Below are 20,693 nucleotides of genomic sequence, written 5' to 3'. Positions count from 1 at the left end.
CGCTCGCCCCGGCCGTGTCGGTCGAGGTGGCGGCGGACCAACCGACCACGGAGCTACCCCGGGTGCAGCCCGGTGGGGCGTCCGTCGAAACTGTCACCGGACGTGGAAGGGACGGGTAGTGGTGCAACCCACGAGGCAGACCGCCGATCTCGACTGGCTGCTCGACGAACTGGTGGACCGGATGCCGGCCGCCCAGCAGGCGGTGGTCCTCTCCGCGGACGGGTTGCTCATGGGAGCCTCCGCCGGGCTGGAACGGGACGCGGCCGAGCACTTCTGCGCCATGGCGTCCGGCTTCGCCAGCCTGGCGAAGGGGGCCAGTCGGCACTTCGCCGCCGGACCGGTGCGTCAGACGGTGGTCGAGATGGAGTCGGCGTACCTCTTCGTCACCTCCGCCGGCCAGGGCGCGTGTCTGGCCGTGCTCAGCGACGCCGACACGGACATCGGCCTGGTGGCGTACGAGATGGCCATGCTGGTGACCCGGGTCGGCGAGACGCTCAGTACCCCGTCCCGGGCCTCGGCGGTCGTGGCCGATGCAGGCTGAGCCGCCGGGGCCCCGGCACGAGTGGCTGGACGACGAGGCGGGACCGGTCGTCCGCCCGTACGCCGTCACCGGTGGACGGGTGGTCCCGGCCGCCGGCGACTTCGACCTGGTCGCGTTCGTGCTGGCGACCCGGGACACCGACCCGGACGACCACCCCCACCTGCACCCGGAGCACCGGCACCTGGTCGAGCTGGCCGTCGAGCCGGTGTCGGTGGCGGAACTCGCCGCGCACCTCAACCTCGCCCTCGGCGTGGTCCGGGTGCTCCTCGGCGACCTGCTCACCGGCGGACTCGTCACCGTGCACGAGCCGCCGTCCACGGCGTACCTTCCCGACGACAACATCCTCAAGGCGGTGGCGAATGGGCTCCGTGCACTCTGAACGTGCCGGATCCGGCCAGCGGGTTCCGCTGGCACTGAAGATCCTGATCGCCGGGGGCTTCGGGGCCGGCAAGACGACCCTGGTAAGTGCGCTGAGCGAGGTCCGTCCGTTGCAGACCGAGGAGGTGCTCACCAGCGCCGGCGTCGGCACCGACGACACCTTCGGCGTGGAGGGCAAGTCCACCACCACGGTCGCCATGGACTTCGGCCGGATCACCATCAACGAGGACCTCCAGGTCTACCTCTTCGGCACGCCGGGGCAGGACCGGTTCTGGTTCCTCTGGGACGAGCTGGCCTTCGGCGCGCTGGGCGCGGTGGTGCTCGCCGACACCCGTCGGCTGGCCGACTGCTTCCCCTCGGTGGACTACTTCGAGCAACGGGGCATCCCGTTCGTGGTCGGGGTGAACTGCTTCGACGGGTCCCGCCGGTTCAGCCTCAACTCGGTGCGGCACGCGCTGGACCTCGACCCGGACGTGCCGCTGGTGCTCTGCGACGCCCGTGACCGCCAGTCCGGCAAGCTGGTGCTGGTCGCCCTGGTGGAGCACGTCGCCGCGCAGCGCGGCGAGCCGGCCGCCTGACCCCGTTCCGCCCGGGGCGGGCGGAAAAGTCCGGGGAACCGGGTTCACCGGCCGGTGATGCGGGGAAGGCTGGTGGGATCGACCCGGACGAGAGGAGAGACGGCGCCGTGACCGACCAGGGGGACGTCGTCCACATCGGCGGCTACACCAGGGAGAGCGACGGGAAGGGCGACGGCATCGTCGCCGCCCGCCGCGACCCGGAGACCGGCGCGCTGACGCCGCTCGGCACGGTGGCGGTCACCGCGTCGCCGTCGTTCCTGGTCCGGCATCCGACCCTGCCGGTGCTGTACGCGGCGAACGAACTGCCCGAGGGGCAGGTCAGCGCCTGGCGGATCGGGCCGGACGGCGACCTCGCGCCGCTGGGCACCGGCGACACGGGCGGGGCGGAGCCCTGCCACCTGGCGGTCACCCCGGACGGCTGCCACCTGGTCGCCGCCAACTACGGCGGGGGGAGCGTGGCGGTCTTCCCGCTCGACGGGGCGGGGGTGCCGGCCGGGCGCAGTGACCTGGTGGTGCACTCCGGGCACGGCCCGGATCCGCAGCGGCAGGAGACGGCCCACGCGCACATGGTCTCGCCGGACCCCGACGGCGGGCCGATCTACGTGGTCGACCTCGGCACCGACTCGGTGTACCGGTACGACCTGGACGCCGCCACCGGCCGGCTGGTGCCCCGTGCGCCCCGGGTGCGGACCCACGCCGGAACCGGCCCCCGGCATCTGACCCGCCACCCGGACGGCCGCCGGGTCTACCTGGTCGGCGAACTGGACGGCACGGTCACCGCCCTGGAGCGGAACGCCGAGGGGGCGCTGCACCAGCGGGGTCGGGTGCCGGCGAGCGGCCGGACCGGGCACGTCCAGCCGTCGGAGGTCGCGGTGGGTCCGCAGGGGCGCTTCCTCTACGTCGCCAACCGGGGCGTCGGCACGCTGGCGGTCTTCGCCATCGACGGCGAGCTGCCGGAACTCGTCGCCGAAGTGGACACCGGCGGGGAGTGGCCCCGGCACTTCGCCTGGTCCGGGCGGGACCTCTACGTGGCCGACCAGCGGGCCGACATGGTCCGGGCCTTCCGCGTCGACCCGGCCACCGGCGTGCCCGAGCCGGCGGGTGAACCGGTGCCGGTGCCGAGCCCGAGCTGCGTCCTGCTCTGACCGTCCCGCCGGCTACTCACCCTGTGTGAAGGATTGTGAATAACTGCAGGTCAGCTGTTCATCCTGTGTAACTTTCGTCCGAACGGTGGTAGCCGGACCGTTCATCGGTCCGCAACATTGTCAGGGTGTCGGGCCGCCATCGCATGCGTTCAGGTTTTCGCGGAGCAGGCGCCGTCGCCTCGGCGACGGCGCTTGTTGTCGTCGTTGCCGGGGCGTGGTTCGGCTACCGCCAGCTGGCCCGGCCGGGCTGCTCCGGGCAGGTCGAGCTGACCGTCGCCGCCGCCCCCGAGATCGCCCCCGTGGTGCAGGCGGCGGCCGGGCAGTGGGAGGCCGAGGGCGCGGCGGCCGGAGGCACCTGCATCACCGTCCAGGTCTCCGCCCAGGACCCGGTCGAGGTCGCGGCGGCGGTCGCCGGCAAGCACGGCGTCACCCTGCCCGGCGTGGGTCAGGCCAGCGGCACGGCGATCACCCCCGACGTCTGGGTGCCGGACTCCTCGACCTGGCTGCTGCGGATCAGGAACAGCGGCGCCACCGCCTTCGCCCCCGACAACGGCGGGTCGATCGCCCGCAGCCCTGTCGTGGTCGCCATGCCCGAGCCGGTCGCCGCCCGGCTGGGCTGGCCGCAGCAGAAGCTGACCTGGGTGGACCTCGTCCGGCAGATGAGCACCGACACGAAGCTGCGGACCGGGATCGTCGAACCGACCCGGGACGCCGCCGGCCTCGCCGGGCTGCTCGCCCTCACCACGGCGGCGGGCGCGGGCGGGGGAGACAGCCAGCAGGCCAAGACGGCGGCCCTGCGGGCACTGGCGACCGGCCGGTCCGCGCTGCGGCAGGACCTGCTCGCCCGGTTCCCCCGCTCCACCGATCCGGCCGCCATCGCCGCCGGTCTCGGCGCCGCCGCACTCTCCGAGGAAGACGTGATCGCCTACAACCGGAGCAAGCCGCCGGTGCCGCTCGCCGCGCTCTACCTGGACCCCGCGCCGCTGCCGCTGGACTACCCGTACGCGGTGCTGCCCGGGATCGAGCCGGCCAAGGCGTCCGCCGCGGAGGTGCTGTTCGGGGCGCTCACCGCCCCGGCGTTCCGGGACCGGTTGGCCGGAGAGGCGCTGCGCGGGCCGGACGGGGTCGGCGGGGCCGGGTTCGAGACTCCGACGGGGGCACCGGCCGGGGGCCTGGCCCCGCCGCAGGGCAACGGCGGCAGGGCGGCCGGCGGGCCGGATCCCTCGGCGGTCGAAGCCGCCGTGTCGGGCTGGTCGATCGCCACCCAGTCCGGTCGGATGCTCTGCGTCATCGACGTCTCCGGCTCGATGAAGCAGCCGGTGCCGACCGCCGGCAACGCCAACCGGGCACAGGTCACCGTCGCCGCCGCCCTTCGGGGCATGGAACTCGTCGACGACTCCTGGGCGGTCGGGCTGTGGACCTTCTCCACCGAGATGGTCGGCCGCCGTGACTACCGGGAACTGCTCCCGATCGGGCCGCTCTCCACCCAGCGGAGCCAGCTGAAGGCCGCGCTCGGGACGATCCGGCCCACGCCGGACGGGGACACCGGCCTCTACGACACGGTGCTCGCCGCCTACCGGACGGTCCAGGACGACTGGGAGCCCGGCCGGGTCAACTCGCTGGTGCTCTTCACCGACGGCAAGAACGAGGACGCCGACGGGATCAGCCAGCGGGAGCTGCTCACCGAGCTGACCCGGATCGCCGACCCGGAGCGACCCGTCCAGGTCGTGATCATCGGGATCGGCGGGGACGTCAGCCGTGCCGAGTTGGAGGCGATCACCAAGGTCACCGGTGGCGGGGTCTTCGTCACCGAGGACCCGAACAAGATCGGCGAAATCTTCCTCCGGGCGGTCGCGCTCCGGCCGAACGTACCGCGCTGACCGGCCGGACAGGTGACGGGCGGCTTCGCGTCGCGGGACACGATGCCCATGTCGTCCACATCGGACATTGTTACTGACGGCATTCCGTCCGTGGCTACCCTGACCGACGGCTCTCGGGGGAAGATGTCCGGGTGCTCTGCAGCGCCGGCCACTGGAGGTCGGTCCGGGCGGGGTGCCATCGACGCTAGTGGGGAGGGTCGTTGACCTCGGCGCTGTTGACCCCCGCCTCGATGTCGTCCGCGTCCGCCGGTAAGCGGTCGACGCGGGCGACCCGAGCCGACGAACGGGCCTACATCCGGACGTTGGTGGTGCTCGACACCGCCATCATCGCCGTGGCCGTGCTGGTGGGTTACGTCACCCGCTTCGGCGAGTACGAGCCGCGTGGCTCGGAGATCCCGTACGTCCTGGTGGCCCCCGGGCTGATGATCGCCTGGCTGCTCTCCCTGAAGGTCCTGCGCTGCTACGACGACCGGCTCCTCGGCTACGGTGCCGACGAGTACCGTCGGGTCACCTCGGCGAGCCTCCGGCTGGCCGCGACGATCGCCATCACCGGTTACATCGCCGACGTGGGCGTCTCGCGTGGCTTCCTCGCCATCACCCTGGCGGTCGGCACCGTCGGGCTGCTGGTGGCCCGGTTCGCCGCCCGTAAACGGCTGCACCTCGACCGGTGCCGGGGGGCCGGCTGGTCCCGCCGGGTGCTGGCGGTGGGGGACACCCCGCATGTGCTCGAACTCGTGCACACCCTGCGCCGCGAGCCGTACGCCGGCTACCACGTGGTCGGTGCCTGCATCCCGGACGCCCTGCTCGCCCCGGTCCCGCAGCGGCTCGGGGACGTGCCGGTGGTCGGGTCGTTCCGGGGCATCGTGGAGGCGGCCGAGGCCATCGGGGCGGACACCGTGGCGATCACCGCCTCCGCCGAGCTGACCGCGACCCGGCTGCGCCGGCTCGGCTGGCAGCTGGAGGGCACCGGGATCGACATGGTGCTGGCCCCGGCGCTGACCGACGTGGCCGGCCCGCGCATCCACACCCGACCGGTCGCCGGTCTGCCGTTGATCCACGTGGAGGCCCCCGAGTTCCGGGGCGCCCGCAAGCTGGTCAAGGGGCTCGTCGACCGGTCGATCTCGCTGTTCGCGTTGGCCCTGCTGGGGCCGCTGCTGGCGCTGATCGCCCTGGCGATCCGGTTGGACAGCCGGGGCCCGGTGCTGTTCCGGCAGGTCCGGGTCGGGCAGGGCGGGCGTGAGTTCGGTGTGTTCAAGTTCCGCACCATGGTGGTCAACGCCGACGCGATGCTCGCCGAGCTGGCCGTCCGGAACGAGACCGACGGGCTGCTGTTCAAGATGCGTGACGACCCCCGGGTGACCCGGGTCGGCCGCCTGCTGCGCAAGTGGTCCCTCGACGAGCTGCCCCAGCTCGCCAACGTGCTGATCGGGCACATGAGCCTGGTCGGCCCGCGTCCGCCGCTCCCCTCCGAGGTGGCCCGCTACGACGGCGACGTCGCCCGCCGGTTGCTGGTCAAGCCGGGCATGACCGGCCTCTGGCAGGTCAGCGGGCGCTCGGACCTGAGCTGGGAGGACGGCATCCGGCTCGATCTCTACTACGTGGAGAACTGGTCCCTCGCGGCCGACCTGACCATCCTGTGGAAGACCTTCGGCGCGGTGGTCAACAGTCGCGGCGCCTACTGACCGGTCGACCGGCCGTCAGGGCTGGGGGCCGGTCCAGTCCAGGCACACCACGACCGCGTCGTCGACCAGGTCCCCGGCGACGAAGGCACGCAGGTCGCCGATGAGCGACCGGACGGCGTCCAGCGGTTCCATCGGGCCGGTCCGGCGCAGGAACCGGGCCAGCGCCGTGTCGCCGTACCGGACCTCCTGCCCGGCGGCTTCGAGCACCCCGTCGCTGACCACGAAGAGCCGGTCGTCGCGCTCCAGCCGGAACTGCTGGGATCCGTAGTCGGTCCCGTCGAACATGCCGAGCGGGAACTGCGCCTCCAGCGGTTGCTCGCGCACCTCGCCCCCGCGCAGCAGCACCAGCCGCGGCGATCCCGCGTCGACCACGGTCACCGTCCCGTCGTGCAGGTCCAGCTCCAACAGCAGCACGGAGAGGTACTGGTCGCCGTGGTGCACCGCGTAGACCGCCTGGTCGGCCAGCGCGGCCTGGTCGGCCAGGCACAGTCCGGCCCGCCGGGCGTTGCGCAGCGCGTGCACGACGAGCGAGGTCAGCATCGAGGCGGCGACACCCTCGCCCATCCCGTTGATCACCGACAGCCAGAGCCGGGTCCCGTCGTCGGACCAGTCGAAGCTGTCGCCGCGCACCGCGTACGCCGGTTCGAGCTGCCCGGCCAGGCTGAACGAGGGCCGGGCCCGGCTGCGTCCGGGCAGCAGCTCCCACTGCATCTCGGCGGCGAGGGTGAGTCGCCGGCTGCGCCGTGCCGTGCGGTAGACGTCGGTGCCGGCCGACACGGCGGCCAACTCGTGCCCGAGCACGGTGGCGATCTCGGCCAGTTCGGCGACGACCGCCGGGTCCTCCGGCACCGGGGTCAGCCGGAGCACGCCGCGCCGCTCGCCCCGCATGCTCACCGGGAAGTAACCCGTCCCGGCGGCCAGGGCCGGCTCCTGGTGGTCGAAGCAGCGCCAGCCCGGGTGGCCGGGCTCGGTCAGCGGCTCCCCGTCGCGCAGCGGCAGCAGCACCGACAACCGGTAGTCGACCTGGAACAACTCGGCGCTGGTGATCGCGTACGACCGGGCCAGTTCGGCGGCGACCCGGTCCATTAGGAGATCCGTCGGTGCGTCGGTCAGGGCCCGACGTGCCCGATTGACCGGTCCGCTCATGGTCGCTCCTTCTGCCGGCCCGCCCACCTGCGGGTCGGGGGTAGTCTCAGGCACACGATGGCCGAAGAACACCGTCCGCCCGAACCAGAAGCGAGTATGGCCGCCGCGCTCGACGATGCGGTGGCCGCCCTGCTGTCGGTGTGGGAGGAAGCACGGGAGCGGACGACGAACCGGCTCTCCACCGCGCAGCTCCGGGTCGTCATGGTGGTGGAGCAGCACGACGGGATCAACCTCCGGCGACTGGCCACCACCCTCGGGATGCTGCTCTCCTCGGCCAGTCGGCTGTGCGACCGGCTGGTCGCCGCCGGCATGCTCGAACGCGAGCCCGGCCGGTCCGACCGTCGGGAGATATCCCTGCACCTCACCCCGGAGGCCGCGCGGCTCCTCGCCGGGCTGCGGGCCGACCGGCAGGCACGACTGGCCGAGGTCATCGCCGGGATGAGCCCGGCCGGGCGGGAGGCGCTGCGGCGCGGGCTGGGCGATTTCCGGGAGGCGGCCCGCCGGGTGCCGCCTGCCGGGCCACCCCGCTTCCCGCCCGATCCGGGGGGACCCGGGGGCGAGCCGTACCGGTCCCAGGCCGGAGCGCCCGAGCCGTACCGGCCTCCGGTCGCGCTGCCCGAGCAGCGGTCCACGGTCGCGCCGGTCGAGCCCCGTCGGACCCACGAGCCGCCGACCTCCACCGCCCGCCCCGCCTGAAATCCTCAGTCGGAGCGGGTGAGGCGCAGGTAGCTGAGGGCGCGGGGGTGGTCGGCTAGCGCGGTGGCGCAGCCGGCCAGGAGTGGATCGAGCAGGGCACCACGGTTGCCGAGAGCCTGACGTTGCCACCGGACGAATCCGGCGAGCAGTTCGGGGTCGCCGACCAGGAGCGCGGCGGCGAGCGCGTCCAGCACCTGGGCCGCGGCATGCGCCACCGGCTCCGCGTCGGCCCCGGCCGGGACCAGGGCCCGGGTGAGACCCTGCACCATCTCGCGGCGGCGGCGCAGCACCGCGACGTGCTCGTCGTCGGGCGGTGCCGGCGCACCCGCCGGAACCCGGTGGTCGTGGCGGTCCAGCAGCTCCACCGCGTCCCGCGCGGAGGCGCCCCACGCGGTGGCGCCCACCGCCGTGGCCCAACGGCCGTCCGCCCCGAAGCCGGGTCCACCGGCGACGACCGGCACGTCAACCGCCCGGCACGCCGCGACCATCCGGGCGGCCCGGACCAGCCGGGTCGACTGCACACAACTCAACAGCACCGCGTCCGGCCCGGTCTGGTGCAGATAGCTGACCAGGTGGCGGGGCGGCACGCTGGCACCGAGGAAGGTGACCCGCCAGCCGCCGGCCCGGACCACCTCGGCGACGATCCGCGCGGCCAGCGCGTGCCACTCGCCCTCGACACAGGCCATGACCACATGGCCGGGACCGGTCGGCCGGCCGGTCCGGCGGCCGACGGCCGCCACCACCTGCTCGCTCACGTGGGTCGCGGCGTGCTCCTGGACCACGCTCCACCGTCCGGCCAGCCAGCGCCGGCCGATCTCCCGCTGCGCGACGGCCACCACGTCGACCAGGACGTCCGCGACCGACCAGCCCCGGTCCAGCAGGTCGAGCGCGAGCCGGACGGCGCCCTCCGGGTCCACCCGGTCCAGGCGGTCGAGGTACGTCCCGACGGCACCCGCGTCGCACGCAACCTCTCCGGGCGACCCGCCGTCCCCGGTCACGACCCGGGGCGGGGCGACGTCGGGGCGATGGCGAGCATGGCGATGTCGTCCTGGCTCTGCCCGTCCAGCCACTCGTCGACCAGTTGCAGCACTCGGTCGATCATGGCCCGGGGTGGCAGCCCGGCCGCCGAGGCGAGCACCTGGCGCAACCGGGTCTCGCCGAACATCTCCAGCATCCCCGGGCCGCCGCGCGCCTCGGTCACCCCGTCGGTGTACGCCAGCAGCAGCTCACCGGGGGCGAGTCGGATCCGCGTCTCGACGAACCGCGCGGAACCGAGCGCTCCGACCGGCATCCCGCCGACGGTCACCGGGCGGACATCGCCGTCGACCCCGACGACCAGCGGTGACGGGTGACCGCCCCCGGCGACGCGCAGGCACAGCGCGCCGTCCGGCCCGGTGGTGAAGCTGCCGAGCAGCAGCGTGGTGAACTGGTTGCGCCGGGCCGCCTCAGGCGCGTCGAACAGGGCCCGGTTGAGCAGCGCCATCAGCTCCAGCGGACGCGGTTCGACCAGGCGCAGGGTCTGTAGGGACTGGCGCACCCGGCCGGTGAGCACAGCCGCCCCGACGCCCTTGCCGCAGACGTCGCCGAGGGCGAACGTGCCGCCGTCGGCGGTGACCGAGACGTCGTAGAAGTCGCCCCCGATCCGCAGGCTGTCGCCGGCTGCCCGGTAGCCGCCGGCCAACGACACACCGGGTATCTCGGGCAGTTCGGGCGGGAGCAGGCTGTTCTGGAGCACCCGGGCCAGGTGGGTCTGCTCGCCGTGGAGGTCGGCGGTGGCCAGGGCGGCCCCGGCCCGCGCGGCGAACTCCCGGACCACCTCGACGTCGCGCTGGTCGAAGCCGGCCCGGCCAGATCGGCGCACCATGATCAATGCCCCGACCGTGCCGCCCGCTCCGAGCATCGGGGTGACCAGGGCGGCGCCGGGACGCCCGAAGTCCTCCGGCAGCAGGTGACCGAGGCCGGACAGTTCGGCGTCGAGCCACGGCCTGGCGTCGGTACGCTCCCCGTCGAGCCACGGCCTGGCGTCGGTACGCTCCCCGTCGAGCCACGGCCTGGCGTCGGTACGCTCCCCGTCGAGCGCCTCGGCGAGTCCGGGCACCGATCCGGGAAGCTCGGCCGGACCGCTCCCGCTGACCGGCGCGGGGTAACCGTCGGCGAACCGTACCCAGACCGGCCCGGCGTCGGCCGGGGCCGGCGGCGGCGGCCGGTGGACGACCACGGCGGCGTCGGCGAGGTAGGGCACGGCCAGCGTGACCGACGTCCGCAGCGTCTGCTCCCGGTGCAGGGAGAGCCCGAGCCGGCTGCCGGCCCGGGCGAGGAACGCGGTGCGGGATCGCTCGGCCAGCAGCGCGTCGGTGCGGGCCCGATCCTCGGTGGCGTCCCGGACGTACCAGGCGCAGCCGCCGGCCCGCAGATCCCGGCGGATGCCGTGCAGCTGCCGCCCCCGGTGCTCGGCCTCGAAGATGGTCGCGCCGCCACGGACCGCCTCGGCCAGCGGCGGTACGGCGACCCGCGCCAACGTGCTGCCCGGGGTGACCTCGGGCAGCAGTTCGCCGGCCATCGCGTTGGCCAGGCTCACCACGCCCCGCGCGTCGGCGGTGACGACCGCCTCGGCCAGCCCGTCGAGCAGCTCACGGGCGAGCGTGGCGTCGGTGGGGGCACTCCGGTCGGCGGCACTCCGGTCGGCGTCGGGGCGGGCGGCGGATCGCGGGGCCCGCCCGGCGCCGCTGACCGGACCGGCCTGCCCCTCGCGTTGGGTGGTGGTCACCGTCGGTCGCCGGACGCCCTGGTCTGCTGACCTGTGCACATGCTCGGGAGGAACTCCTTGCGTCCGGATTAGTTGCTCGGCGGCAAGCGTACCGAGCCCGTCGGCCGAACGCCCGTCAGCCGACGTCGGTCAGCCGACGCGGGTCAGTTGGCGCGGGCCAGCCAGGCGGTGGGCCGGGCGACGACCCGCCGCACCACCGATCCCGCCGCGCCGATCGCGGCGGCGTCCCCGCCGAGCAGCGCCGGGCGGACGGTGACCGGGGACCAGGGTGCGGCGAGCACCCGTCGGCACAGCTCGGCGGTCACCGGCGGGATCAGCCACTGGGCGAGCGGGGCGTAGCCGCCGCCGAGGACCACGGTGTCCAGGTCCAGCAGGTTCACCACCCCGGCGACCGCCACGCCGAGCGCCGTCCCCGCCCCGGCCAGCGCGGTGAGGGTCGCCGCGTCGCCCCCGGCGGCCAGCCGGGCCAGCCGTACGGCGTCGCCGGCCACGTCCGCCCCGGTCAGGCCGGCGGCGGTGAGGATCGCCTCCTGGCCGGCGTACGGCTCCAGGCAGCCCCGCCCGCCGCAGCGGCAGGGGCGGCCCTCCGGGTGGACCGGGAGATGGCCGATCTCGCCGCTGAACCCCCGGGCCCCCCGGTACAGCGCCCCGTCCAGCACGATCCCGGCCCCGATGCCCACCTCGCCGGAGACGTAGAGGAAGTCGGTGACCCCGTGGTTTCCGGCGTGCAGCTCGCCCAGGGCAGCCAGGTTGGCCTCGTTCTCCACCACCAACGCGGGCAGGCCGGGAACCGCTCCGGTGAGCGGCGGGTGGGCGGCGAGCAGCGCGGGCACGTCCACCTCCCGCCAGCCGAGGTTGGGGGCGAGCCGGACCACGCCGTCGGCGTCCACCAGGCCGGGCGCGGCGAGCGCCGCCCCGGCCAGGGTGAGCCCCTGCGCCTCGGCGTCGACCCGGGCTTGCCGGGCCATCTCGGCGACGCGGGCGAGGGTCTCGGCGGGGGAGAGCGGACGCAGGTCGGCCCGGCGCACGGCCCGGTGGCGGACCGCGCCGGCCAGGTCGAGCACGCAGACCGCCAGGTAGTCGACGTTGATCTCCAGGCCGAGACCGGCCGGACCGTGTCCGGCGAGCAGCAGGCCGCGGGCCGGTCGGCCAGCCCCGGTGCGCGGCGCCGGGTCGGCCTCGGCGACCAGCCCGCCGCCGATCAGGTCGTCGACCACGGCGGAGACGGTCGCCCGGGTGAGTCCGGTCGCGGTGGCCAACTCGGCGCGGGACGGCGGTCGGTGCGCGGCGGCGATCCGCCCGAGCAGCAGGGCGAGGTTGATCTCGCGGAGGCTGGCCTGGCGGACCGCCCCGGCCTGCACGGTGTCGGCGGGACTGCTCACGGCCTTGACACTGCCACACCGCGACCAAATAATTCAACCGGTGAACAAATAGCCCCCGTCCCCACCCCCGGAGGTCCGCCATGGCACCCCGTCCCACCCCCGCCGACAAGTTCTCCTTCGGGCTCTGGACGGTCGGCTGGCAGGGCCGCGACCCGTTCGGCGACGCCACCCGACCCGAGCTGGACCCGGTCGAGGCGGTGCACCGCCTCGCCGACCTCGGCGCGTACGGGATCACCTTCCACGACGACGACCTCGTGCCCTTCGGCGCGGACGCGACCACCCGGGACCGGGGGATCGCCCGGTTCCGCAAGGCCCTTGCCGACACCGGCCTGGTCGTGCCCATGGTCACCACGAACCTCTTCACCCACCCGGTCTTCAAGGACGGCGGCTTCACCAGCAACGACCGGCAGGTCCGGCGGTACGCGCTGCGCAAGGTGCTGCGCAACATCGACCTCGCCGCCGAACTGGGGGCCAAGACCTTCGTCATGTGGGGCGGCCGGGAGGGCGGCGAGTACGACGTCGCGAAGGACGTCCGGGCCGCGCTGGACCGCTACCGGGAGGCCGTCGACCTGCTCACCCAGTACGTCGTCGACAACGGCTACGACCTGCGCTTCGCCCTCGAACCCAAGCCGAACGAGCCGCGCGGTGACATCCTGCTCCCCACCGTCGGGCACGCGCTGGCGTTCATCTCCACCCTGGCCCACCCCGAGATGGTCGGCCTCAACCCCGAGGTCGGGCACGAGCAGATGGCCGGGCTGAACTTCGTGCACGGCATCGCCCAGGCGCTCTGGCAGGACAAGCTGTTCCACATCGACCTCAACGGCCAGCGCGGCGTCAAGTACGACCAGGACCTCGTCTTCGGCCACGGCGACCTGCTCAACGCCTTCGCCCTGGTCGACCTCCTCGAACACGGCGGCGTCACCGGTGCCCCCGGCTACGACGGTCCCCGGCACTTCGACTACAAGCCATCCCGCACCGAGGACGTCACCGGGGTGTGGGCGTCGGCCGAGGCGAACATGCGGACGTACCTGCTGCTCAAGGAGCGGGCGGCGGCGTTCCGGGCCGACCCCGAGGTGGCCGGGGCGCTCGCCGCCAGCCGGGTCGCCGAGTTGGCCGAGCCCACCCTCGCCCCCGGCGAGACCGTCACCGACCTGCTCGCCGACCGCTCCGCCTTCGAGGACCTGGACGTCGACGCGGTGGCCGCGAAGGGCTTCGGCTTCGTCCGGCTCAACCAGCTCGCCGTCGAGCACCTGCTCGGCGCGCGCTGAGGAGGCGGCAAATGCCGCTCGTCGCGGGCGTCGACTCGTCGACGCAGTCGTGCAAGATCGTCGTCCGGGACGCGGAGACCGGCACGCTGGTCCGGCAGGCCCGGGCCCGGCATCCGGACGGCACCGAGGTCGATCCGGAGGCCTGGTGGCAGGCGCTGACCACGGCCGTCGCCACCGCCGGTGGCCTGGCCGACGTGGCCGCCGTGTCCGTCGCCGGGCAGCAGCACGGCATGGTCTGCCTGGACGACGCCGGCCGGGTGGTCCGTCCCGCGCTGCTCTGGAACGACACCCGCTCCGCCGGGGCCGCCGCCGAGCTGGTCGCCGAGGCGGGTCCGGGGGAGGCCGGCCAGCGGTTCTGGGCCGACGCGGTCGGCACCGTGCCGGTGGCCAGCCTCACCGTGGCCAAGCTGCGCTGGCTGGCCCGGCACGAGCCGGCCAACGCCGACCGGGTGGCGGCGGTCTGCCTGCCGCACGACTGGCTGACCTGGCGGCTCGGCGGCGGCGGCCGGTCCACCGACCGCAGCGACGCCAGCGGCGACCTGTCCGCGCTCCGCACCGATCGCAGTGACGGCAACGGCGACCTGTCCGCGCTCCGCACCGACCGCAGCGACGCCAGCGGCACCGGCTACTGGTCCCCGGCAACCGGGGAGTACCGACTCGACCTGCTCGAACAGGCCCTCGGCCGGCGACCGGAGGTGCCCGTCGTGCTCGGCCCCGCCACGTCCGCCGGCACGCTCGGAGGGCTGCCCGGTGGGGCGCTGCTCGGCCCCGGTGCCGGCGACAACGCCGCGGCGGCGCTCGGCGTCGGGGCCCGCCCCGGTGACGTGGTGGTCTCCATCGGCACCTCCGGCACCGTGTTCAGCGTCGCCGACACCCCGGCCGCCGACGCCAGCGGCACGGTCGCCGGATTCGCCGACGCCACCGGCCACTACCTGCCGCTGGTCTGCACGCTCAACGCCGCCCGGGTGCTGGACGCCGCCGCCGCGCTGCTCCGGGTCGACCTGGCCGGCCTGGCCGACCTGGCGCTGTCCGCCCCGCCCGGGGCGGACGGGCTGGTCCTGGTGCCCTACCTGGAGGGCGAGCGGACCCCGAACCGGCCGGACGCCAGCGGCGCGGTGCACGGGCTGACGCTGCGCACCTCCACCCCCGCGCACCTGGCCCGCGCCGCCGTCGAGGGGATGCTCTGCGCGCTCGCCGACGGGCTCGACGCCCTGCTCGCCCAGGGCGCCCGGGTCGAGCGGGTCGTCCTGGTCGGCGGGGGTGCGCGGTCGGAGGCCGTCCGTCGGATCGCGCCGCAGGTCTTCGGCTGCCCGGTGCTCGTCCCGCCACCCGGCGAGTACGTCGCCGACGGCGCGGCCCGCCAGGCCGCCTGGGTCGCGCTCGGTGGCGCGGCGGCACCGCGGTGGTCGGTCGGCGACACCGGGGAGTACGCCGCCGAACCGGTCCCGGCGATCCGCGAGCGGTACGCCGAGGCGCGGGAACGCTTCCTCGCCCGCCCCGCTGACGGGTAATCGACTGTACGGGGGAGGCCGGGCTCGCGATTATCGACAGATGTCGTCGCTCGACCTCCCCACCCCGCCGCTCGACCTACCCCACCCGCCCGCCACCGCGCCGGCGGCGGAGCCCGTCCCGGCCCTGCCGTCCGTCCTGCGTCACGACGACACGGACACTCCGTGCGACGTCATCGACGCGCTGGCACTCGCCGACTTCATCACCGGGCGGCACCCCTGGTCGCACACCGTCCGCCTGCCCCGCGCCCGTCCCGACGCGCCGCTCGTCCCCGCCGACGGGCGGCTGCTGCGCACCGCCATCGAGGCCCGGCAACGTTCCCAGTTGCTCGGCGGCGACGGCTGGACCGCGCGGGTGGTCACCTGGAAGGGCTACGGCGCGGAGGTGACCGTCACCGCGGTCAGCGGCGAGATCGGCCAGGCCGCGCTCGACCGGATCGTGGCCGGGGCGACCGCCCCGGAGGACGCCGGATCGGGCCGGATCGGGTTCTGGCACCAGAACCCGCGCCGGGGCGCGCAGCGGGACGTGCGTACCGTGGCCACCCCCGAGTGGGCCACCATCCGGGGCAACTACACCGCCACCGCCCGCCGCGAGCTCGACCGGCTGATGACCGTCACCCCGGAAGGCGTGGTGGGGCGACTGGTGCTCCTGCACGGTGCGCCCGGCACCGGCAAGACCACCGCGTTGCGGGCTCTCGCGCACGCCTGGCGGCAGTGGTGCCAGGTCGACTGCGTCCTCGACCCGGACGTCCTCTTCGCCGACGCCGGGTACCTCTCCGAGGCGGCGGTCGGCAACGAGGACGAGGCGGAGGGCGGTCCCCGTTGGCGACTGCTGATCGTCGAGGACTGCGACGAGCTGATTCGGGGTGAGGCCCGACAGACGTCCGGCCAGGCCCTGTCCCGGCTGCTCAACCTCACCGACGGGCTGCTCGGTCAGGGACGGGACGTCCTCGTCGCGATCACCACCAACGAGGACCTGTCCCGGCTGCACCCGGCGGTCACCCGTCCCGGCCGGTGCCTGGCCCGGATCGAGGTGGGTCCGCTGTCCCACCATGAGGCGATTGGCTGGCTCGGTGGTGCCACCGACGACGACGGCGCGCCGTCCGGCGGGGACACCGGGGCGCCGTCCGGCAGGGCCACGGCGGTGCCGCCCGGCGGGGCCACCCTCGCCGAGCTGTACGCGCTGCGCGCCGGAGCCCCCACCCCGCCGGCCGACCGACACGAACCGGGCGGATACCTCTGAGGCGTCCGCGCGTCGTCACCCGGTCGTGACCTGATCCTGGTTCAGTGCCGGACATGACCACCACCAGCGGCGGTACGCGGGCACACCGGCTCTACAGCGTCGTCGTCTTCGTGCTGCTCGCCTCGCTGGACAACGTCGCGATCGGACTGGTACCGCCGCTGTACGGTCCGATCGCCGACTCGCTGGACGTGCCGCAGCGGATGGTCGGCCTGGTCACCGCGGTGACCTTCCTGGTCAGCGCGGTGGCCGCGGTCGGCTGGGCGTACGTCGGCGACCGGACCAACCGCAAGCCGCTGCTCATGGCCGGCACGCTGCTCTGGGCGGCCGGCACGGCCGGCAGCGCGTTCGCCCCCGGCTACCCGGCCTTCCTGCTGGCGCAGCTGGTCGCGGCGGTCGGGCTCGGCGCGGTCGGCTCGGTCGGCTTCTCGGTGGTCACCGACCTGATCTCGCCCCGCCGCCGGGGCCTGGTGATGAGCTTCTGGGGGCTCTCCCAGGGCATCGGCACGCTTGCCGGCACCCTGGTCGGCGGGATCCTCGGCGCGGCGGACTGGCGCCGGCCGTTCCTGCTGCTCAGCGTGGTCGGTCTGGCTGCCACGGCGGCCTACCTGTTCACCTACGACGTCCGGCGTGGACAGAGCGAACCGGAACTGGCCGGCGCGCTCGCCCACGGCGCCGAGTACGACTACCGGATCAGCCGGTCCGACCTGCCCCGGATCCTGGACCGGCGGACCAACCGTTGGCTGGTCCTCCAGGGACTCACCGCGCAGGCCGCCTTCGGTTCGCTGGTCTGGCTGCCGGTGCTGTTCACCGAACGGGCCGAGGACCAGGGATACTCTCCGGCCACCGCGATCGTGGTGGGCAGCATCTTCGCCACCCTGTTCCAGCTCGGCGGGGTCTTCTCCATCGTCGGCGGCCTGGTCGGCGACGCGCTGCAACGACGCACCCCGCGCGGCCGGGCCCTGGTCGCCTCGGTCGGCATCCTCGCGGCCGTCCCGCTGTACGTGGTGCTCTTCTTCGTACCGATCCGGATCGACGTGCCGGACGGCGCGGGCGCCGGTGCGGTGACCGCCGCGGTGCTGGCCAGCGTGCTGACCGAACCGACGGTCGGGCTGAGCCTGCTCACCGCCATCCTGGCGCTCGCCCTGACCTCGGCCAACTCGCCGAACTGGTTCGCCCTGATCGCCGACGTCAACCCGCCCGAGCACCGGGGCACCGTCTACAGTCTCGGCAATCTGGTGAACGGGGTCGGCCGGGCGGCCGGGAACGGTCTGGTCGGGGTGGTCTTCCACGCCCTGCGGGGGGCGTTCCCGCCGCCGTTGAACTTCGCCGTCGGGCTGGCCGCGTTCCAGCTCTTCTTCATCCCGACCGGAATCATGTACTGGCTCGCGTCGCGGACCTCGGCCCGGGACATCGCCGACGTGCACACGCTCCTGCACACCCGCGCCGAACGCCTCTGACCCCCCCGCACCCCCGGGCGCGGTAGCAGGAGCCCCCCGCACCCGCCTGCGCGGTAGCAGGGGACCCCTGCACGGCAAAAAGCGGTAACAGGGGACCCCTGCTACCACCTCAGGCGCGGTACCAGACCGTGACGTCGGTGGGGACCAGGCCGTCGTCGAGGGGGCCGCTGGCGTGCAGCGGCTCGGCGCCGTCCGGCAGCGGCACCGACGCCGCGCCGAAGTTGGTCAGCACACCCACCGCGCCGTTGTCGAAGTGCAGCACCTCGTCGCCGGCGGCCAGCCAGCGCAGGGTGCCCCGGCCCAGGCCGTGTTCCCGGCGCAGGCGCAGCGCGGTGCGGTACAGCTCGTACGTCGAGCCGGGCACGTCGCGCTGCCGGTCCAGCGCGTACTCGGCCCAGAGCGGCGGCTGCGGCAGCCAGCTCGCGTCGGTCGGCCCGAAGCCGTACGACGGGGCGTCGGCCTCCCACGGGATCGGCACCCGGCAGCCGTCCCGGCCCCGCTCGGTGTGCCCGCTGCGCTCCCAGGTCGGGTCCTGCCGGACCTCGTCGGGGAGGGAGGTGTGCTCCGGCAGCCCCAACTCCTCACCCTGGTAGAGGTAGGCCGAGCCGGGCAGGGCGAGCATCAGCAGGGTGGCCGCCCGCGCCCGGCGCAGGCCGAGCGCGGCGTCCGGCTGCGGGTCGTCCACGCCGATGCCGTTGGGGCGGGGCGTGCCGATCGGCAGCCCGAGCCGGGAGGCGTGCCGGACCACGTCGTGGTTGGAGAGCACCCAGGTGGTCGGCGCGCCGACCGCGTCGGTGGCCTCCAGCGAGCGGGTGATCACCGCGTACTGGGCCGGCGCGGTCCAGGAGGCGAGCAGGTACTCGAAGTTGAACGCCTGGTGCATCTCGTCGGGGCGGACGTAGCGGGCCAGCCGCTCGGCCGGCTCCACCCACGCCTCGGCGACCAGGATGCGTTCACCGTCGTAGCTGTCCAGCAGGCGACGCCAGTCGCGGTAGATGTCGTGCACGCCCTCCTGGTCCCACATCGGCGGACGGGGCTTGTCGACCTCCTGGCCGGAGGAGAGGATCTCCTGAGGCTCCTGCCAGTCCGCCAGGTCGGCCTGCTTGATCAGTCCGTGCGCGACGTCGACCCGGAAGCCGTCGACGCCCCGGTCCAGCCAGAACCGCAACACGTCGAGGAACTCCGCCCGTACCTCGGGGTTGTCCCAGTTCAGGTCGGGCTGGGCGGTGTCGAACAGGTGGAGGTACCACTGGCCGTCCTCCACCCGGGTCCACGCCGGCCCGCCGAAGACGCTCTCCCAGTCGTTCGGCGGCTCCGCGCCGTCCGGGCCGAGGCCGTCCCGGAAGACGTACCGCTGTCGCTCCGGGCTGCCCGGAGCGGCGGCCAGCGCGGCCCGGAACCAGGCGTGCGCCGACGAGGTGTGGTTGGGCACCAGGTCGACGATCACCCTCATGCCGCGGGCGTGCGCGTCGGCGATCAACCGGTCCGCGTCGGCGAGCGTGCCGAAGAGCGGTTCGACGTCCCGGTAGTCGGCCACGTCGTAGCCGGCGTCGGCCTGCGGCGACGGGTAGAACGGGGACAGCCAGACCGCGTCCACCCCGAGGTCGGCGAGGTGCCCGAGCCGGGCGGTGATGCCCGGCAGGTCACCGATGCCGTCGCCGTCGGAGTCGGCGAAGGATCGTGGGTAGATCTGGTAGATGACGGCTTCGGTCCACCAGCCGGTGACCGGGCCACCGGAGGATGCCTGCGGGTCGTGGTGGGTGTTCAGGGCCTTCTCCCGAGTGTCGAGCCGGACGGGTTCTCACCGGCCGTCGCCACGCTGCCCGGCCGGGGCGGTCGAATCCGTTCAGTGTGCCCGCGGAGGGGCGGTGGAATCACGTACCACCAGGCGAGTGGGGAGAATCACCGACGAGGCGGGCCGACCGGCCCCGGCGGCGCCGACGAGCGGGTCGAGCACGATCCGGGCGGCGAGCTGGCCCTGCTCGGCGGCGGGCTGCGCCACCGTGCTGAGCCCCAGCACGGTGGAGAGGTCGTGGTCGTCGATGCCGATGACGCTGACGTCCTGCGGCACCCGTAGCCCGGCCTCGCGCAGCGCGGCGATCGCGCCCATCGCCATCTCGTCGCAGGCGGCGAAGATCGCCGTGGGCGGGTCACCCCGGCGCAGCAGCTCGACGGTGGCCTGGTTGCCGCCGTCGATGGTGAACTGGGACTCCACGTCCAGGCGCGGGTCCGGCTGCACCCCGGCCGCCCGCAGCGCCTCCTGGTAGCCGCGCCGCCGGTCGATGTGGGTGGTGAACGCCAGTTCGTCCTCGGGGTCGCCGGAGAGGTGCGCGATCCGGCGGTGGCCGAGGTCGAGCAGGTGCGTCGTGGCGGTCCGGGCGGCGGCCACGTCGTCGATCCGTACGTACGGCCAGCCGGGGACGACGGTGCCGGAGCTGACGATGACGCCGGGCAGGTCGAGCGCGGTGAGCGCGGTCAGGTCCGCCGACCGCAGGGGGGTGGCGACCAGCAGCACCGCGTCGGCCCGTTTGTGCAGGTTGGCGGTCCGCAGCACCCGTTGCCGCGCCTGGGCCTGGCCGCCGAGGTTGTAGAGGAGCAGGTCGTACCCGGCGGAGTGGAGGACCTCCTCGACCGCCTCGACCACGGTGCCGAAGAACCACCGGGTGATCCGGGGGACGACCACCGCAACCGTGCCGGTGCGGCCCCCGGCCAGGCGGGAGGCGCTCGGTGAGACGGCGTAGTCGAGTTCTTCGGCGGCGGCGAGCACCCGTCTTCGGGTCGCCGCCGACACCGTCGGAAGCCCGCGCAGCGCCCGGGACACGGTGGCCGTGGAGACCCCCGCGAGCCGGGCAACGTCATCAATCCTGGTCACGGTCTCCCCGATCCGCCCACGTCGGGCGCCCCCCCCCACCCCCCCGGGGCGGGCCCCCCCCCCCCCACCCCCCCCCCCCACCCCCCCCCCCCCCCCCCCCCCACTAACCCAGCAGGGCCCCGGCCACCAACAACGGTACGACCAAGGGGA

The 20,693-nt window shown here is 74.4% G+C and carries 17 protein-coding genes; 11 read left to right on the top strand and 6 right to left on the bottom strand.

The window, feature by feature from the left end:
* The first annotated feature begins 181 nt into the window (after nt 1-181).
* The 6 genes from ACIBJE_RS28985 to ACIBJE_RS28960 all read left to right on the top strand — a co-directional run bounded on the left by ACIBJE_RS28985 (nt 182) and on the right by ACIBJE_RS28960 (nt 6,204).
* Nucleotides 182-541, top strand: coding sequence for a roadblock/LC7 domain-containing protein (locus ACIBJE_RS28985; RefSeq protein WP_396753481.1), 360 nt, complete (start codon nt 182-184; stop codon nt 539-541).
* A complete protein-coding gene (locus ACIBJE_RS28980) occupies nt 531-920 on the top strand; it encodes a DUF742 domain-containing protein (RefSeq protein WP_396753451.1) in 390 nt (129 codons plus the stop codon). Before ACIBJE_RS28985 ends, ACIBJE_RS28980 begins: the two co-directional genes overlap by 11 nt.
* Nucleotides 901-1,497: a GTP-binding protein gene (locus tag ACIBJE_RS28975; RefSeq protein WP_396753450.1), complete on the top strand. Its 597-nt coding sequence runs from the start codon at nt 901-903 to the stop codon at nt 1,495-1,497. Before ACIBJE_RS28980 ends, ACIBJE_RS28975 begins: the two co-directional genes overlap by 20 nt.
* A 107-nt stretch (nt 1,498-1,604) precedes the next feature.
* Entirely contained in the window at nt 1,605-2,642 is a 1,038-nt protein-coding gene (locus ACIBJE_RS28970; protein WP_396753449.1) for a lactonase family protein, read from the top strand.
* 143 nt (nt 2,643-2,785) lie between these two features.
* The gene (locus ACIBJE_RS28965) at nt 2,786-4,522 is read left to right on the top strand and encodes a substrate-binding domain-containing protein (protein ID WP_396753448.1); all 1,737 of its coding nucleotides are present in this window, start codon (nt 2,786-2,788) and stop codon (nt 4,520-4,522) included.
* Between the two features lie 230 nt (nt 4,523-4,752).
* Nucleotides 4,753-6,204, top strand: a complete 1,452-nt coding sequence (locus tag ACIBJE_RS28960; protein ID WP_396753480.1) for a sugar transferase — start codon at nt 4,753-4,755, stop codon at nt 6,202-6,204.
* Nucleotides 6,205-6,219: 15 nt separating this feature from the next.
* On the opposite strand, the gene ACIBJE_RS28955 is transcribed toward ACIBJE_RS28960, so the two are convergent.
* Nucleotides 6,220-7,350 carry a PP2C family protein-serine/threonine phosphatase gene (locus tag ACIBJE_RS28955; RefSeq protein ID WP_396753447.1) on the bottom strand — a complete coding sequence of 377 codons (1,131 nt, stop codon included), beginning with the start codon at nt 7,348-7,350 and terminating at the stop codon, nt 6,220-6,222.
* 96 nt (nt 7,351-7,446) lie between these two features.
* Between ACIBJE_RS28955 and ACIBJE_RS28950 the strand changes: the two genes are divergently transcribed.
* A complete protein-coding gene (locus tag ACIBJE_RS28950) occupies nt 7,447-8,046 on the top strand; it encodes a MarR family winged helix-turn-helix transcriptional regulator (protein ID WP_396753446.1) in 600 nt (199 codons plus the stop codon).
* Nucleotides 8,047-8,051: 5 nt separating this feature from the next.
* Here ACIBJE_RS28950 and ACIBJE_RS28945 read toward each other — a convergent pair whose 3' ends face one another.
* From ACIBJE_RS28945 to ACIBJE_RS28935, 3 genes are all read right to left on the bottom strand, one after another.
* The gene (locus tag ACIBJE_RS28945) at nt 8,052-8,963 is read right to left on the bottom strand and encodes a B12-binding domain-containing protein (protein ID WP_396753445.1); all 912 of its coding nucleotides are present in this window, start codon (nt 8,961-8,963) and stop codon (nt 8,052-8,054) included.
* A 77-nt stretch (nt 8,964-9,040) separates the two neighbouring features.
* Complete coding sequence (locus ACIBJE_RS28940) at nt 9,041-10,813, bottom strand: PP2C family protein-serine/threonine phosphatase (protein WP_396753444.1); 1,773 nt, start codon at nt 10,811-10,813, stop codon at nt 9,041-9,043.
* Nucleotides 10,814-10,956: 143 nt separating this feature from the next.
* Nucleotides 10,957-12,195 carry an ROK family protein gene (locus tag ACIBJE_RS28935; protein ID WP_396753443.1) on the bottom strand — a complete coding sequence of 413 codons (1,239 nt, stop codon included), beginning with the start codon at nt 12,193-12,195 and terminating at the stop codon, nt 10,957-10,959.
* Nucleotides 12,196-12,275: 80 nt separating this feature from the next.
* On the opposite strand from ACIBJE_RS28935, the gene xylA reads away from it, so the two are divergent.
* Genes xylA through ACIBJE_RS28915 form a run of 4 tightly spaced genes read left to right on the top strand, consistent with a single transcriptional unit; the run spans nt 12,276 to nt 17,671 of the window.
* The gene (gene xylA, locus ACIBJE_RS28930) at nt 12,276-13,463 is read left to right on the top strand and encodes a xylose isomerase (RefSeq protein ID WP_396753442.1); all 1,188 of its coding nucleotides are present in this window, start codon (nt 12,276-12,278) and stop codon (nt 13,461-13,463) included.
* Nucleotides 13,464-13,474: 11 nt separating this feature from the next.
* Nucleotides 13,475-14,974, top strand: coding sequence for a xylulokinase (locus ACIBJE_RS28925; RefSeq protein WP_396753441.1), 1,500 nt, complete (start codon nt 13,475-13,477; stop codon nt 14,972-14,974).
* A gap of 40 nt (nt 14,975-15,014) precedes the next feature.
* Nucleotides 15,015-16,214, top strand: a complete 1,200-nt coding sequence (locus tag ACIBJE_RS28920; protein WP_396753440.1) for a DUF5925 domain-containing protein — start codon at nt 15,015-15,017, stop codon at nt 16,212-16,214.
* Between the two features lie 53 nt (nt 16,215-16,267).
* The gene (locus tag ACIBJE_RS28915) at nt 16,268-17,671 is read left to right on the top strand and encodes an MFS transporter (RefSeq protein ID WP_396753439.1); all 1,404 of its coding nucleotides are present in this window, start codon (nt 16,268-16,270) and stop codon (nt 17,669-17,671) included.
* A 109-nt stretch (nt 17,672-17,780) separates the two neighbouring features.
* On the opposite strand, the gene ACIBJE_RS28910 is transcribed toward ACIBJE_RS28915, so the two are convergent.
* Nucleotides 17,781-19,439, bottom strand: coding sequence for a glycoside hydrolase family 13 protein (locus tag ACIBJE_RS28910; RefSeq protein ID WP_396753479.1), 1,659 nt, complete (start codon nt 19,437-19,439; stop codon nt 17,781-17,783).
* A 78-nt stretch (nt 19,440-19,517) separates the two neighbouring features.
* Complete coding sequence (locus tag ACIBJE_RS28905; RefSeq protein WP_396753438.1) at nt 19,518-20,543, bottom strand: LacI family DNA-binding transcriptional regulator; 1,026 nt, start codon at nt 20,541-20,543, stop codon at nt 19,518-19,520.
* Nucleotides 20,544-20,693 lie beyond the last annotated feature (150 nt).

Origin of the sequence: Micromonospora sp. NPDC050187 (genome assembly GCF_044459745.1) — a bacterium.
Classification (GTDB): domain Bacteria; phylum Actinomycetota; class Actinomycetes; order Mycobacteriales; family Micromonosporaceae; genus Micromonospora.
Note: the sequence above shows the minus strand (reverse complement) of the source record. Positions and strands in the feature narration are given on the sequence as shown.

What these genes read in the sequence shown, in the direction of transcription:
- ACIBJE_RS28985 (WP_396753481.1), top strand. Translation starts at nt 182, where the DNA reads ATGCCGGCCGCCCAGCAGGCGGTGGTCCTCTCCGCGGACGGGTTGCTC.
- ACIBJE_RS28980 (WP_396753451.1), top strand. Translation starts at nt 531, where the DNA reads ATGCAGGCTGAGCCGCCGGGGCCCCGGCACGAGTGGCTGGACGACGAG.
- ACIBJE_RS28975 (WP_396753450.1), top strand. Translation starts at nt 901, where the DNA reads ATGGGCTCCGTGCACTCTGAACGTGCCGGATCCGGCCAGCGGGTTCCG.
- ACIBJE_RS28965 (WP_396753448.1), top strand. Translation starts at nt 2,786, where the DNA reads ATGCGTTCAGGTTTTCGCGGAGCAGGCGCCGTCGCCTCGGCGACGGCG.
- ACIBJE_RS28960 (WP_396753480.1), top strand. Translation starts at nt 4,753, where the DNA reads ATGTCGTCCGCGTCCGCCGGTAAGCGGTCGACGCGGGCGACCCGAGCC.
- ACIBJE_RS28955 (WP_396753447.1), bottom strand. Translation starts at nt 7,350, where the DNA reads ATGAGCGGACCGGTCAATCGGGCACGTCGGGCCCTGACCGACGCACCG.
- ACIBJE_RS28950 (WP_396753446.1), top strand. Translation starts at nt 7,447, where the DNA reads ATGGCCGCCGCGCTCGACGATGCGGTGGCCGCCCTGCTGTCGGTGTGG.
- xylA (WP_396753442.1), top strand. Translation starts at nt 12,276, where the DNA reads ATGGCACCCCGTCCCACCCCCGCCGACAAGTTCTCCTTCGGGCTCTGG.
- ACIBJE_RS28925 (WP_396753441.1), top strand. Translation starts at nt 13,475, where the DNA reads ATGCCGCTCGTCGCGGGCGTCGACTCGTCGACGCAGTCGTGCAAGATC.
- ACIBJE_RS28920 (WP_396753440.1), top strand. Translation starts at nt 15,015, where the DNA reads ATGTCGTCGCTCGACCTCCCCACCCCGCCGCTCGACCTACCCCACCCG.
- ACIBJE_RS28915 (WP_396753439.1), top strand. Translation starts at nt 16,268, where the DNA reads ATGACCACCACCAGCGGCGGTACGCGGGCACACCGGCTCTACAGCGTC.